10 protein-coding genes are annotated in these 14,252 nt (G+C 74.3%); 2 read left to right on the forward strand and 8 right to left on the reverse strand.

Annotation, left to right across the window (positions count from 1 at the left end; all coding sequences use genetic code 11):
• Positions 1-165 precede the first annotated feature (165 nt).
• Positions 166-1,152: a hypothetical protein gene (locus AC0VY3_RS30480; protein WP_475551064.1), complete on the forward strand. Its 987-nt coding sequence runs from the start codon at positions 166-168 to the stop codon at positions 1,150-1,152.
• On the opposite strand, the gene AC0VY3_RS30485 is transcribed toward AC0VY3_RS30480, so the two are convergent.
• The gene (locus tag AC0VY3_RS30485) at positions 1,142-2,908 is read right to left on the reverse strand and encodes a cell division protein PerM (protein ID WP_475551761.1); all 1,767 of its coding nucleotides are present in this window, start codon (positions 2,906-2,908) and stop codon (positions 1,142-1,144) included. The genes AC0VY3_RS30480 and AC0VY3_RS30485 overlap by 11 nt on opposite strands.
• Positions 2,909-3,034: 126 nt before the next feature.
• Here AC0VY3_RS30485 and AC0VY3_RS30490 point away from each other — a divergent pair, with 126 nt between their 5' ends.
• Positions 3,035-4,342, forward strand: a complete 1,308-nt coding sequence (locus AC0VY3_RS30490; RefSeq protein WP_475551065.1) for a helix-turn-helix domain-containing protein — start codon at positions 3,035-3,037, stop codon at positions 4,340-4,342.
• A 105-nt stretch (positions 4,343-4,447) separates the two neighbouring features.
• On the opposite strand, the gene sucD is transcribed toward AC0VY3_RS30490, so the two are convergent.
• The 7 genes from sucD to AC0VY3_RS30525 all read right to left on the reverse strand — a co-directional run bounded on the left by sucD (position 4,448) and on the right by AC0VY3_RS30525 (position 13,998).
• On the reverse strand, positions 4,448-5,332 hold the full coding sequence (sucD, locus tag AC0VY3_RS30495) for a succinate--CoA ligase subunit alpha (RefSeq protein ID WP_103507290.1): 885 nt from the start codon (positions 5,330-5,332) through the stop codon (positions 4,448-4,450).
• 19 nt (positions 5,333-5,351) lie between these two features.
• Positions 5,352-6,533, reverse strand: coding sequence for an ADP-forming succinate--CoA ligase subunit beta (gene sucC, locus AC0VY3_RS30500; RefSeq protein WP_103507289.1), 1,182 nt, complete (start codon positions 6,531-6,533; stop codon positions 5,352-5,354).
• A gap of 365 nt (positions 6,534-6,898) precedes the next feature.
• Positions 6,899-7,963: a hypothetical protein gene (locus AC0VY3_RS30505; RefSeq protein ID WP_475551066.1), complete on the reverse strand. Its 1,065-nt coding sequence runs from the start codon at positions 7,961-7,963 to the stop codon at positions 6,899-6,901.
• Between the two features lie 105 nt (positions 7,964-8,068).
• Positions 8,069-9,115, reverse strand: a complete 1,047-nt coding sequence (locus tag AC0VY3_RS30510; RefSeq protein WP_475551067.1) for a hypothetical protein — start codon at positions 9,113-9,115, stop codon at positions 8,069-8,071.
• 100 nt (positions 9,116-9,215) lie between these two features.
• Positions 9,216-10,445, reverse strand: a complete 1,230-nt coding sequence (locus AC0VY3_RS30515; protein WP_103507286.1) for a VWA domain-containing protein — start codon at positions 10,443-10,445, stop codon at positions 9,216-9,218.
• A complete protein-coding gene (locus tag AC0VY3_RS30520; protein WP_103507285.1) occupies positions 10,442-12,877 on the reverse strand; it encodes a DUF5682 family protein in 2,436 nt (811 codons plus the stop codon). The genes AC0VY3_RS30515 and AC0VY3_RS30520 overlap by 4 nt, the downstream gene beginning before the upstream one ends.
• Positions 12,874-13,998, reverse strand: a complete 1,125-nt coding sequence (locus AC0VY3_RS30525; RefSeq protein WP_475551068.1) for an ATP-binding protein — start codon at positions 13,996-13,998, stop codon at positions 12,874-12,876. The genes AC0VY3_RS30520 and AC0VY3_RS30525 overlap by 4 nt, the downstream gene beginning before the upstream one ends.
• Positions 13,999-14,252 lie beyond the last annotated feature (254 nt).

Raw genomic sequence — 14,252 nt, forward strand, 5'->3', positions numbered from 1 at the left:
AACCCTACGAACGGGCCGACCGTCAGCAACGATACCGGCACACCCGACAGCCCCCACGGGACGGGGGCGTGACCGGGAGGTAGCGTCAGGGGACAGCGAGCCGTCCACCGGGCGGACGAACCGTCCTTCGGGCGGACATGACGAGATGGGGAAGACGTTCACCACATGCCGGACCGACGCCGTCGCACCGCCTTCCGCCTCCCCCTGCCCGAGCGCTCCCCTCTGCTGATGCGGGAACGCCGGTCCTCTTCGCCGGACTCCTCCGCCCCGGACTCCTCCCCGGCCGGCGGCTCCGCCGGGAAGCCGCAGGAGGACAACCCGTTCGCCGCGCCGCCCGCGGACCGACCGGACCAGCCGTGGCAGCCGCGCCACCCCTCGGCGTCGAACGGATCCGACGGCTCGAACGGGTCCGACGGCTCGAACGGGAACAGCGGCTCCGACGGGAACGGCGACGGCTCCTCCGGCGACCGCCCGGCCTGGGGCAGCCAGTGGAGCAACAAGCAGCCCGGCCGGGGCGACGGCGGCTTCGGCGGCCGCCCCGGCGGGAACGGCTCCGGCGGACCCGGCCGGGGCGGAGCCGACCGCGGCGGTCCGGGCGGACTGCGCTGGGACCCCACCGACCCCGCACAGCGGCGCGCCCGCTACGCGGTGCTCGGCGGTATCTGGGCCCTCTTCTTCGCCCTGTTCGACTTCACCGAGATCGCTCTGCTGCTGGGCGCGCTCTCGACGTACTGGGCGATCAGCGCGCTCCGCACCCCGCTGAGGAACACCTCCGCGACGGACCGTACGGGGACGGCCGGGGACGCTCCCGGGACCGGGTCCGGTCTCGGCTCCGGGACGGGCACAGGCGCAGGCGCAGGCGCAGGCGCCACGGTGGACGGTGGCTCCGGGACCGCGCCCACCGGGCCCTCGCCCGCCTCGCCCCTCGCCACCGCACAGAGCATCAGCGGCAGGCAGCAGACCACGGCGGCCGTCGGCGGCCTGGTGGCCGCCCTGCTGGCGCTGCTCATCGTGGCCACGACGTACACCGTGCAGCTCGTCTACCGCGACTACTACACCTGCGTGAACGACGCCCTGACCAAGACGGCCGCGCTGGCCTGCAACGACCAGCTGCCGAAGCCGCTGGAGCCGCTCTTCGGCGTCAAGGAGTAGCGCCGGGGCCGTCCGGCTCCGCCGTGGGGCGGTCCGTGCGGCGGTCGGCGGCGAGATCGGCGGGGAAGTCGGCCATCAGGCCGCCGGAGCCCCGCTTCAGGGAGGCCCACCGGGCCTCCCTGAGGTCTTTCCCGTGCCAGGGGTCGGTCGGCAGGAAGTCGTACGGCTCGAACCCCGCGTCCTCCCGGCCCGCCGCCCCGCCCGGCAGTGCGCCGGAGGCCGATCCGGGCGCCGGGCCGGGGGCCGGAACAGCGCCTGGAGCGGCATCCGTTGCGGCGGCCGGGTTCACGGAACGGCCCGGCCGCGCGTCGGCGGCCTCGCCCTCCTCCTCGTCCACCGCCCCGACCCGCCCACGCCACCGCGCCCACCAGCGGCGCGGACGCCCCGCGACCTCCTCCTGGGCCGCCGTCCCCGAGGGCTCCTCCACCTCCGCCACGTCCCCGTCCGCGTCCGGGCCCCTGTCCTCCGTGCCCACGTCCCTGCGCCAGGCCCAGCCTGGCGTGCGCAGCCGCCACAGCCGCAGCAGCAGGGCCGCCGGTACGCCGACGACCGCGGTCCACGCCAGTGCCGCCGGACCGGTCAGCCACCACACCGGGCCGAACGCGCTCAGCACCCCGGTGCCCAGCGGGCCGCCGGCCACCGCCGTGAGCAGTGCCGTCGCCAGGCCGCAGCCCAGCGCGGCGAGCAGGGTGACCAGCACCGTCTCGCGCGGGCTCCACGCCTGCGCGCGCGGCGCGTCGGCCGGGGCCGCCCTGCGTACGGTGAACCAGGCGACCGCGAGCGCGGCCGCCACCGGCACCGCCAGGGCCGCCCCGTTCAGCAGGGTGCCGGGACCCTGGTCCGGCACGGCCGCCAGCAGCGGGAAGTGGGGTACCGCCGGGGTGCCGTCGAGGCCCAGCGGGGTGACGGTGGCTTCCGTACCGAGCGAGAAGCCGGGCCCGAGCCCGTACGCGGCACCCCACAGCGCGGCGTTCGGCACGAGTGCGGCGGCCAGCAGCAGCACGGCGAACCGGCCCGACCAGTCACCCGCGAGCGCCAGAAAGTCGTTCTGGGCCACCGTCGCGTTCCGGCCGAGCGCCACCGCGACCAGCAGCGCACCGCCGCCGAGCAGCACCGTCACGCCCACCGCGGCCGAACGGCACGCCGTCCCGGCCCGGTTGCGGAAGAGCGTCCGCGCGAACGCCTCCTGAAGCGCCAGGGGCGACCAGGACGGCAGCGGACCGAACGGCCGCCCGGCCGCCGTCCACACCCCGGCCGCCGCCGCACCGGCCACCACCAGCGCCACCGGGAACACCAGCGTGTCCGGGTCCGCGCGCAGCGAACCGCCCCGGGCGTAGGCCGCCGCACCCGCCACGACCAGCAGATAGCTGGCGGTCACCGCGCAGAACGCGCCCGCCTGCGAAGGCCTGGGCCGCCCCTCCTCCTGCTCCGCCGCGTCGCGCGCCGCACGGTGCGTCAGCCAGACCGGGCCCAGCACGAGCAGCAGCGGCACCATGCCGACGGGGGCGGGAACGCCGCTCAGGGTGTCGGGGCGTACGAGTCCGGCACCGTGGGCCAGCAGCCACACCCCGGCGGCCGCGCGCAGCGCCCCGCCCGGCCCGCTGTCCGGGTACGGGGAGCTGATCCACACCACCATGACCAGTACCGTCAGCGACCCGAGGCCGAGCCCGGCGGCGACGGCGCCCCGCACCAGGGCGGAGGCCAGGTCGAGGGTGCGGTTCCGCTCGGCCGTCACCTTCGGGCTGCGTTGCGTCATTTGGGTCACGCGGCCCATGCTCCCAACGACACGCGCTGATCCCGCGTAACGCGCGAAGAGCCGCCGTGTCGCTCAATATACGTTTATGTACTTTTTCACCCAGTGCGGCGCTGCCGGGGGCCGTCCATGACCCGGAGCACGACCGACGAGGCCGCCGCGCCACCGCTGCCCTCCCCCAAGGAGCGCCGCAGACTGCGCGAGGCGAAATCGCTGAGCGAGGATCAGGTGGCGGCGGCGGTCGGTGTCACGCGCGCCACCGTGCGCTCCTGGGAGACGGGGCGCACGAGCCCGCGCGGACGCAAGCGCGCGCTGTACGCGAAGCTGATCGCCCCCGAACCGGCAGCACCCCCGGTGGCGGCAGCGCCCCCGGCACCCACGACCGCCCCGGCTCCGACCGCCTCGGCTTCGGCGGCTCCGACGGCTTCGGCGGCTCCGACGGCTCCAGCAGCTCCAGCAGCTCCAGCGGCTCCAGCAGCTCCAGCGGCTCCAGCGGCTCCGGCGGCTCCGGCGGCAATCGTTGAAGCCGCCCCGGAGGCCCCGGCCCAGCCCCCGGCCGAAGCGGCGGGCGCGGACGCCGAGGCCGAGGCCCGGGCGAGAGCGACCGGTGAGCGGCCTCTCTCGCCCGCCGAGGCGTTCGACGAGCTGTACGCCCGCACCGCCCCCGGCCTCGTCCGGCAGACCTACCTGTTGACCGGCCGCCGCGCCCTGGCCCGCGAGTCCGTCGAGCGCGCCTTCGAACTGGCCTGGCAGCGCTGGCCCGAGGTCGCCGTCGACCGCGACCCGGCCGGCTGGGTGCGCGCGGCGGCGTACGAGTACGCCATGTCCCCCTGGCACCGGCTGCGCCGCACGCACCGGCACCCCGACGCCCCGCCCACGGAGCCGGGCAAGCGCGCGCTGTTCGACGCCCTGCTCGACCTGCCCCCGGCCTACCGGCGCACCCTGCTCCTGTACGACGGGGTCGGCCTGGATCTGCCGGAGACGGCGGCCGAGACGGAGGCCAGCACCCCGGCGGCGGCGGGCCGGCTGATGACCGCCCGCGCCGCCGTCGCCGAGCGGCTTCCCGAACTGATGACCACCGCATCGCCCGCCGAACAGTCGGCCCTGCTGCACGACCGGCTCGACGGCCTCGCCCGCGCGGAGCACGTACCCGTACCGCAGCCCGCCCGTGCCGTGCGCACCGGCAGCGAGAACAAGGCCAGGCTGTGGACCCGGGCCGCCATCTCGGGCGTCGCCCTGCTCATCGCGGTGACCGGGCTGACCCTGCACACCGCGCCCACCCACTACGAGCCGCCGATCTCCCCCGCCGAACGGGTCGGGGGCGTACCACCGCGCGGTGGTCCGCAGAAGCTCACCGCGCAGGATCTGAAGCTGCAGAAGTCGCTGAGCCAGCAGCTGGCGCACGGTCCGGAGCGGCTGGTTCCGCAACCGCGGTGATACCGGCGTACAGGTGCCGGAAACGGCGCGGGCCCGCACCCCTGAGTGAAAAGGGGGTGCGGGCCCGCGCCGTTCGTACGCGTACGCGCGTCTGCGCGGCCTGCGTCAGGCGCCGAGGATCTCGCGCGCCAGCTTGGCGGTCTCGGTCGGCGTCTTGCCGACCTTGACGCCGGCGGCCTCCAGGGCCTCCTTCTTCGCCTGGGCGGTGCCCGAGGAGCCGGAGACGATGGCGCCGGCGTGGCCCATGGTCTTGCCCTCCGGGGCGGTGAAGCCCGCGACGTAGCCGACGACCGGCTTGGTGACGTTCGCCTTGATGAAGTCGGCGGCACGCTCCTCGGCGTCGCCGCCGATCTCGCCGATCATCACGATGAGGTCGGTGTCGGGGTCCGCCTCGAACGCCGCGAGGGCGTCGATGTGCGTCGTACCGATGACCGGGTCGCCACCGATGCCGACGGCGGAGGAGAAGCCGATGTCACGGAGCTCGTACATCATCTGGTAGGTCAGCGTGCCGGACTTGGACACGAGACCGATGCGGCCGGGCTTGGTGATGTCGCCCGGGATGATGCCGGCGTTGGACTGGCCCGGGGTGATGAGACCGGGGCAGTTCGGGCCGATGATCCGGGTCTTGTTGCCCTTCTCGTTCGCGTACGCCCAGAACGCGGCGGAGTCGTGAACGGCGATGCCCTCGGTGATGACGACCGCGAGCGGGATCTCGGCGTCGATCGCCTCGACGACCGCGGCCTTGGAGAACGCCGGCGGCACGAAGAGGACGGAGACGTTGGCGCCCGTCTTCTCGATCGCCTCGGCGACGGAGCCGAAGACCGGTACCTCGGTGCCGTCGAAGTCGACGGACGTGCCCGCCTTGCGCGGGTTCACGCCACCGACGATGTTGGTGCCGTCGGCCAGCATGAGCTTGGTGTGCTTCATGCCCGTGGCGCCGGTCATCCCCTGGACGATGACCTTGCTGTCCTTGGTGAGGAAGATAGCCATGGTGTGGAGTCCCTCGTCCTTACTTCGCAGCCGCGGCGAGCTCGGCGGCCTTGTCGGCCGCGCCGTCCATGGTGTCCACGCGCTGCACGAGCGGGTGGTTGGCGTCGGAGAGGATCTTGCGACCGAGCTCCGCGTTGTTGCCGTCGAGACGCACGACCAGCGGCTTCTCGACCTTCTCGCCCTTGGACTCGAGCAGCGCGAGCGCCTGCACGATGCCGTTGGCGACCTCGTCGCACGCGGTGATGCCACCGAAGACGTTGACGAAGACGGACTTGACGTCCGGGTCGCCGAGGATGATCTCCAGGCCGTTCGCCATGACCTCGGCGGAGGCGCCGCCACCGATGTCGAGGAAGTTGGCGGGCTTCACGTTGCCGTGGTTCTCACCGGCGTACGCGACGACGTCCAGGGTCGACATGACCAGGCCGGCGCCGTTGCCGATGATGCCGACCTCGCCGTCCAGCTTGACGTAGTTGAGGTTCTTGGCCTTGGCGGCAGCCTCGAGCGGGTTGGCTGCGGCCTTGTCCTCGAGGGCCTCGTGATCCGGCTGGCGGAAGTCGGCGTTCTCGTCGAGCGAGACCTTGCCGTCCAGCGCCAGGATGCGGCCGTCCTTGGTCTTCACCAGCGGGTTGACCTCGACGAGGAGCGCGTCCTCGGCGACGAAGGTCTTCCACAGGGTCACCAGGGCCTCGGCGACACCCTCGGCCACGTCGGCCGGGAACTTCGCCTGGGCCACGATCTCGCGGGCCTTGACGATGTCGACGCCCGAGTTGGAGTCGACCGGGACCTTCGCGAGGGCCTCGGGGGTCTTCTCCGCGACCTCCTCGATGTCCATGCCGCCCTGCACCGAGGCCATGGCCAGGAAGGTGCGGTTGGTGCGGTCGAGGAGGTACGAGACGTAGTACTCCGCCTCGATCTCCGGGGACAGCTCGGCGATCATCACCTTGTGGACCGTGTGGCCCTTGATGTCCATCCCGAGAATGTCGGTCGCCCGGGCGACCGCCTCGTCGGCGTCGGCGGCCAGCTTGACACCGCCGGCCTTGCCGCGGCCGCCGACCTTCACCTGCGCCTTGACGACAGACTTGCCGCCCAGCTTCTCGGTCGCCTCGCGGGCTGCCTCAGGCGTGTCGATGACTTCACCGGCCAGCACCGGTACACCGTGCTTGGCGAAGAGGTCCCTCGCCTGGTACTCGAACAGGTCCACGCGCGTCCGTCCCTTTTAGTGGTATCGCGGTTCGTTCTTCTGCGTGGGCGTGCCGCGAAGGGCAACGTGACTGCGCTGTCACTAGGGAGGCGTACACGGTGTCCGAGTACGCGGCATGTCCATCCGGCAGGTTATCCCCGAGCCCCGTGTGACCCTAAATCGCAGATCACACCTGAGCGGTGATAACGGTCACAGAGGGTGGCCCCTCCGGCTCCCGGCCGGGGTGAGCCGGGAGCCGGAGGGGGCCCTCGAAGAGGCTGTGCGGAGACGGGGCGGGAGCCGGAACACCCGGCCCGGGTCCCCCTGGGCCGCGTACTTCGGTGCGGTGAATCGTGTTCCTGCTTGCACCGCGCCCTGCGGTGTCCTTACAGCGCGGGCAGCGCGTCCGTCACGCAGGACGGGGTGACCGAGGTGACGCCCTGGGCGCCGGTGGCCGCGTGGCCGACGGCGGGGCGGGCGTCCTCGCGGAGCGTCTCCGCCAGCCCGCCCGCGAACGGCCGGGCCTGCTGCCCGACGCCCTCGGCCAGCGGCTGCACCCGGGTGGTGACGCCCTGGGCGAACGGTGCGACCGCGTCACCGGTCAGCCCCTCCGCCAGCGGCCGGACGTCGGACGCGACGCCCCCGGCGAACGGCACCGCCGCACCCGTGACACCGGACGCCGGCGGCTGGACCTCGGTCGTGACGCCCTGCGCGAAGGGCACGGCGGCGTCGCCGACGACCCCCTGGGCGAACGGTCCGACCTCACCGAGGACACCCCGGGCGAGCGTGCCGGCGTCGCCGACCGCCTGTCCGACGACCGGCAGTGCGGCATCGACCGCACCGGCGGCGAGCGGCGGCAGGACGGAGTCGGACGTCTGCCCGACCACGGGCCCGGCCTCGGCCGGCGCGCCCTGGACGGCCGCCGGAGCCTGGTTCTGCGCGTGGCCGGGGATCTGCTCGATCGGCCCGAAGAGGTAGTCGATCTCGTCGGCCGGCGCTGCGGGCACCTGGGGGACGCGCACGTTCTCGGGCACCTGCGGTACGTCACCGAGGTCCGGAACCTCCGGGGCCTGCGGCGCGCGCACCTGGGACGGAAGGCGGTCCCGTACGTCGGTCGCACCGGCGGCCTCGCTCCCGGCCTCCGTCAGCGTGTCCTTGACTCCGTCGGCGGCGTCGATGCCCCTGACGTCCTTGAGCGCCTCGGCGTCCTTGACATCGGTGACGGCCTTCGCGTCCTCGATGACCTTGGCGTCGGTGACGTCCTTGACGGCCGCCGTGTCCTCGACGCCCTCGACGACCTCCGTCGCGTCGGGGGCCTCGGCCGCCAGGTCCGGGGTGGAGAGCGGTACGGAGACGGGCAGTTCGTCCGCGCTCGCCGCGGCGGTGCCGAGCGCCCACATTCCGGTGGCGGTGGCGGCGATGGCTATGGATCGGCGCATGTTCTTGTGCATGGGTGTGTCAGATCCTTCGAAGGTGTTCGGCAGTCCGGAGAAGTCCGGACGCGGGCAGACCTGTTCCGCCCCCGCGCGGCAGGTCGAGGCGGGGAACGGCCTGCCCTAGCCGGGGAATTCGAGGATCTCGCCGGATCTGTCGGGTATCGGGGCGGCGGTCGCCGGGAGGCCGGCGCCCCGGACGAGCGCGGCGTGCGGACCGCCCGGGGCCGGGACCGCGTGCAGGTCGCCGCCGCGCGGCCCCTGGACATCGGCCGTCGCCGTACGCGCGAGGTCGCCGCAGGGGTCGAACGGTGCCCGGTCCTGCGCCGGTGTGGGCGCGGGGCTCTGTACGTGCCCGGCGCCCGGCGTACCGGACCCGTCCGCAACGGCCGGGGTCGCCGGGGCGGAGAACGGTTCCCGGATGCTCCGGCCGGCCTCGCGTTCGGCGGAGCCGTCGGAGGTGTCCGCCGGGGCGTCGCCCGGATTCGTGGTGCCGTCCTCGGCGCCACGGCCGGTGCCCGGCACGGAAGGTGACGGAGCACCGGGTGTGTCCGGTCCACCGCCGGGCACGGGCAGCACGGAGAGGAGCGGGGGAAGCCCCGGCAGGTCCGGCACCAGCGGCCGCACCTCCCCGGCGACCCGCTCCACGGCGTCTCCCGCGTCTCCCGCTCCCACGGCATCGCGGACTCGGGCGGGCGCGGTGGACTCCCGTACGGCCTGCTGTCCGTGCTGTGCTGCCGCCTGTTGCCGCGCGGTCTGCTCCGCGGCCCGATCGGCCGCTGTGGCCGCCGGGTCGACGGCGGGCTCGACCACCGGCTTGGTGGCCGGTTCGAGGACCGGCTCGGCGGTCGGCTCCATCGCCGGCTCGTCGGACCGTTCGGCGACCGGCCGAGCCGGGGGCTCGGCTGCCTTACGGGCGGCGGACTTAGGGGCAGCGCCCTGCGGCACGACATCCGGCACGGCGTCCGGCACGGCGTCGGCGACGGAGGACGTGAGCGGGCCCGGGTCCGGGCGCTCCTGCGCCTCCGCGCGTCCGCCCGCGAGGATCCCCAGGGCCAGCAGTCCACCGAGGAACACCACCAACAGCCCCACCCGTACCGCGCGACGCCCCGCCGGACCCCGCGCCGGGCGCGGGTCGACGGCTGCGCGGGCAGCGGTGGTCGTGGTCACCTCGGTGGCTCCTCCCTGGTACGCGGACGGCGGAATGCGGCCCTCCGCGACCGACGGGTCGATGCTTGCACGAGCCCGTGGGGGTCACGCAAGTCCCTGGTTACTGTTGGGTCTCCTTGTCCGGTATGGGCAGTGGCCTCTTCTCGATCGCCGCCGCCATGACGTCCGGGAAGAGGTCCGGCGTACAGGCGAACGCGGGTGCGCCCAGCGCCCCGAGCGCCGCCGCGTGCTCGTGGTCGTAGGCGGGTGCGCCCTCGTCGGAGAGGGCGAGCAGGGTCACGAACTGCACGCCGGATTCCTTCATCGCGGCGACCCGTTTGAGCATCTCGTCGCGTATGCCGCCCTCGTAGAGGTCGCTGATGAGGACGACGACGGTGTCCGCGGGGCGGGTGATTCTCGACTGACAGTAGGCGAGCGCCCGGTTGATGTCGGTGCCGCCGCCGAGCTGGGTGCCGAAGAGGACGTCGACCGGGTCGTCGAGCTGGTCCGTGAGGTCGACGACCGCCGTGTCGAAGACCACGAGCCGGGTCGACAGAGTGCGCATGGAGGCGAGCACCGCGCCGAAGACGGAGGCGTGGACGACCGACGCGGCCATCGAGCCCGACTGGTCGATGCACAGGACGATGTCCTTCTTCGCGGACCGGGAGGCGCGCCCGTAGCCGATGAGGCGCTCGGGAACGATCGTGCCCCTCTCCTCCGTACTTCCCGGCACGGGGAGGTAGTTGGCGAGGTTGGCGCGGATGGTGCGGTTCCAGTCGATGTCGCGGTGGCGCGGCCGGCTGATCCGCGCCGAGCGGTCCAGGGCGCCGGTGAGGGTGGCCCTGGTGCGGCTCTCCAGGCGCATCTCCAGGTCCTCGACGACCTTGCGGACGACGGTGCGTGCGGTCTCCTTCGTCGTCTCGGGCATCGCCTTGTTGAGCGAGAGCAGGGTGCCGACGAGGTGGACGTCCGCCTCGACCGCCTCCAGCATCTCCGGCTCCAGGAGCAGGGCCGCCAGGCCGAGCCGGTCGATCGCGTCGCGCTGCATGACCTGGACCACGGAGCTGGGGAAGTAGGTCCGGATGTCGCCGAGCCAGCGGGCGACGGAGGGCGCGGACGCGCCGAGCCCCGCCGTACGGCCACCGGTGCCACGGCCGCCGGGCTTCTTGCCCGCGCCGCCTCCGTACAGCGCGTTCAGCGCACCGTCCATCGCGGCGTCCTGGCCGGTGAGGGCGTGTCCGGTGCTGTCGGCGCTGTCCGCGCCGAGCACCATCCGCCAGCGCCGCAGCCGTTCGGCGTCGGGCGGCTGTGTCGTCTCCGCCATCGGGTCCGTCCTCCCGGTCGTCGTCATACGGCCGCCTCCGTGGGCTCGGGTGTGCGGCCGAGCAGCAGGCGCAGCACCGGCTCCACCGCGTCGGCCCTGGACTCGTCGAGACCGGGTCCGAAGCCTCCGGGCGCCCGGCCGGCGTCGTCCCTGCGGGCGCCTTCGGGGGCGGGACCGCGCCGCACCAGCTCGCCCAGGGTGCGCCGGACGCCCGGTTCGTACGCGGAGAACGTGCGGCGCAGCAACGGCAGCACATCGGTGAACATCTCGGCGGGGACGCCGGTCAGCCAGGCGTCGACGAGGCCGAGCAGCCGCTCGTCGTGGACCAGCAGCATGCCGCCGCCCGACGCACCGCCGACGAACCCCTCGATCCAGGCGGCGGCGTCGGCGGGCGGGGTGCCGGGCGAGAGCGCCAGGGCCATCAGCCGGGCCGCCTCGTCCTCCGCGAGCCGTCCTTCGTCCAGGAGGAGCCGGGTGGCCCGGCCCCGGATGATCCCGGCGACCGCGTCCCGGGCCGCCAGCTTGTGCAGGACGGCGTCCCAGCGCTCCCGCAGCCCTTCGGCGGGAGCCGGTCCGGCGAGGAGCAGCCCGATCGCGCCGTGCACGGCCTCCATCTGACGGCGCAGCGCCTCGGCCCCGTCGGCGTCGAGGCCGGTGCAGGCGGGCGGCAGGCCGACGCAGATCCGCTCGGCGAGTCCGGCGGCGACCTCGGCGAGCGCCGCCGTGTCCGTGGCGCGCACGTCCCCGTACCGCAGGGAGCGGGCCAGGGCGGGGAGCGCGTCCGCGAGGTGGCCGACGTCCGCGTCGAGGGCGGCCCGGTCGGCGAGGGCCTTCATCACGACGGGCAGCGCGTCGGGCAGCCCGGCCAGGAGGCAGTGTTCGGCGAGTGCGGTGACGTCGGCCAGCGCGGTCGCCGCCACGGCCCCCGACTCGGCCTTCGCGGTGGCGGCGGTGAGCACGGTGGTGCCCCATACGCCCGCCTCCGCGACCCGGACGTGCAGTTCCGGCTCCCAGCTCAGCCGCCAGCTCTCCCGGAAGGTGCCGGTGCTGCCCCGCCCCGCGACCGGGTCGCCCCAGCCGATGTCGAGGAGACACAGCCGGTGCAGGAGGCGGCTGCGGGCGGCGTCGGTCTCCTTGCGCAGATCGAGGTCCAGCTCGCGTTCCGACGCCTCCGGCTTGAGCCGCAGGGTGCGCTGGCTGCGGGTCAGGTCCCGTTGCAGCGGGACGGCCGGGGCGGTGTCCGGCACCTCTCCGAGGGTCTCGCCGACGATCAGCCGGTCCCGGACGAGGGCGAGCGGGACGTCGGACCCCTCGCACATGACGGCCCGTACCGCGTCGGTCGTCTCGCCGAGCCCCGCCAGCGGGCGGCCCCGCAGGGCGGCGAGGGTCTCGGCGAGCCGGACGGCCTCGATGACATGGGCGGTGGAGACGAACCGGTCCTCCGCGCGCAGCAGTCCGGCGACCTTGGTCATCCAGCGCTCGATGGGGCGGTCGGCCGCGTCGAAGAGGTGCCCGTACCAGCCGGGTGAGTCGATCCCGGCGCCGTATCCGCTGTGCCGGCCGAGCCGGCGGTGGGTCCACGGCACCCAGGTGAGGTCGGTCCTGACCTTCGGGAGGCCCTTGAGCAGGGCGCGGTCGGCGGCGAGGGTGGTCCGCGCGGCGAGCGCGGGCACGTGCCAGGCGCCGCAGACGACGGCGACGCCGTCACCGAACTCCTTGCGCGCGGTGCGCAGCTGGATCCGCATGTACGCCTCGCGCACCGCGTCCCGGGGCTGCCCGCCGTCGCCGTACGCCTCGCGGAGAGCGCTCATGGCCTCCGCCAGCGCGACGAACGGCGCGAGCGCGTCACCGGGCGTTCCGCCGACGGGTGTTCCCCCGGTGGCCGTTCCTCCGGCGGGCGTTCCTCCGGCGGCCGTTCCTCCGGCGGGTGCTCCTCCGGCGGGTGCTCCCCCGCCCGGTGAGCGGTGCTCGACGACGTCCTCCCACCAGCGCTCGGGGTCGTCGTATCCGGCGGTCTCGGCGAGCACCCGGATCGGGTCGACGACCGGTGTGGCCTCGTCCGCCGCCCGCTCCCCCGGCGCGGGTCCCTCGAGGGCGAGGGAGTGGGCGGCGGGCAGGTCGACGAAGCGGACCGGGACGTCGTGGTCGAGGGCCCAGCGGATGGCCACCCACTCCGGCGAGAACGCGGCCATCGGCCAGAAGGAGGCCCGCCCCGGATCGTCCACGGCGTGTGCGAGCAGCGCGACGGGAGGACGCATCTGCGGGTCTGCGGCGAGCGGGAGCAGCGCGTCGCCCTCGGGCGGGCCCTCGATGAGGACGGCGGCCGGGCGGGCCGCCGCGAGCGCGGCGAGGACCGCGCGGGCGGACCCGGGACCGTGATGCCGCACCCCGAGGAGCCAGGGCCCGACGGCCGCGCGGGAACCCGGAAAAGCCGCCCCGGTCGTGGCGGGGCCCGTCATGCGGATACCTCGCGGCAGGCGCGGTAGAAGTCCTTCCAGCCGTCCCGTTCGCGGACCACGGTCTCCAGATACTCCTGCCAGACCACCCGGTCCGCCGCAGGGTCCCGGACGACCGCGCCGAGGATGCCGGCCGCCACATCGCCGGGGCGCAGGATGCCGTCGCCGAAGTGGGCCGCGAGGGCGAGGCCGTTGGTGACGACGGAGATCGCCTCCGCGGTGGAGAGCGTGCCGGAGGGCGACTTGAGCTTGGTGCGCCCGTCGGTGGTCACCCCGTCGCGCAGTTCGCGGAAGACCGTGACCACGCGCCGGATCTCGGCCAGGCCCTCCGGCGCGGCCGGCAGGTCGAGCGAGCGGCCGATCTGGTCGACGCGCCGGGAGACGATGTCGACCTCGGCCTCCGGAGTGGCGGGCAGCGGCAGCACGACGGTGTTGAACCGGCGGCGCAGCGCGCTGGACAGCTCGTTGACGCCGCGGTCCCGGTCGTTGGCCGTGGCGATGAGGTTGAACCCGCGGACGGCCTGGACCTCCTGGCCCAGCTCGGGCACGGGGAGCGTCTTCTCGGACAGGATCGTGATGAGCGAGTCCTGCACATCAGCGGGGATACGGGTCAGCTCCTCGACCCGGGCGGTCATGCCCTCGGACATCGCGCGCATCAGCGGACTGGGCACCAGGGCCTCGCGGCTGGGGCCGTGGGCGAGCAGCTGGGCGTAGTTCCACCCGTAGCGCACGGCCTCCTCGGGCGTCCCGGCGGTGCCCTGCACGAGCAGCGTCGAGTCACCGCTGACGGCGGCGGCGAGGTGCTCGGACACCCAGGTCTTGGCCGTACCGGGAACGCCGAGCAGGAGCAGTGCCCGGTCGGTGGCGAGCGTGGTCACGGCCACCTCGACCAGGCGGCGCGGGCCCACGTACTTGGGCGTGATCACCGTCCCGTCCGGGAGGGCGCCGCCCTGCAGATAGGTGGCGACGGCCCAGGGCGACAGCCGCCAACGGGCGGGCCTCGGGCGGTCGTCGGCGGCCGCCAGCGCCTTCAGCTCGTCGGCGAACGCGTCCTCGGCGTGCGGGCGGAGCGCCTCGGCGCCCGCCTCCGGCTCGATGGCCGCGGTGGTTTCGGGCACGGTCATGGGTCCCCCTCCAGATCGGTCGACCTGATCTGGTTCCACCGTGCACCATGCCACTGACAACGGGCCCTGACCGCAGGTCAGGGCCCGTGCACGAGCATCCGGAACCGGTCCGTCGGCCGGTCGGACCCCCGCCCGGATCGGTTCCGTGGGCGGAGACCGCAGAGAAGCGCAGGGCAATGGCGAAGTCAAATCCCCTCGGGGCGGCTGCACCGCAGGTCGGAGGCGATTGTCAGTGGTGCCGCCTACCGTCGGGG

It is taken from the genome of Streptomyces sp. iso_384 (genome assembly GCF_056172905.1).

Bases quoted from the DNA above. Each gene is read 5' to 3' on its own strand.
- AC0VY3_RS30480 (WP_475551064.1), top strand. From the start codon at position 166: ATGCCGGACCGACGCCGTCGCACCGCCTTCCGCCTCCCCCTGCCCGAG.
- AC0VY3_RS30485 (WP_475551761.1), bottom strand. From the start codon at position 2,908: ATGACGCAACGCAGCCCGAAGGTGACGGCCGAGCGGAACCGCACCCTC.
- AC0VY3_RS30490 (WP_475551065.1), top strand. From the start codon at position 3,035: ATGACCCGGAGCACGACCGACGAGGCCGCCGCGCCACCGCTGCCCTCC.
- sucD (WP_103507290.1), bottom strand. From the start codon at position 5,332: ATGGCTATCTTCCTCACCAAGGACAGCAAGGTCATCGTCCAGGGGATG.
- AC0VY3_RS30505 (WP_475551066.1), bottom strand. From the start codon at position 7,963: ATGCACAAGAACATGCGCCGATCCATAGCCATCGCCGCCACCGCCACC.
- AC0VY3_RS30515 (WP_103507286.1), bottom strand. From the start codon at position 10,445: ATGACGACGACCGGGAGGACGGACCCGATGGCGGAGACGACACAGCCG.
- AC0VY3_RS30520 (WP_103507285.1), bottom strand. From the start codon at position 12,877: ATGACGGGCCCCGCCACGACCGGGGCGGCTTTTCCGGGTTCCCGCGCG.
- AC0VY3_RS30525 (WP_475551068.1), bottom strand. From the start codon at position 13,998: ATGACCGTGCCCGAAACCACCGCGGCCATCGAGCCGGAGGCGGGCGCC.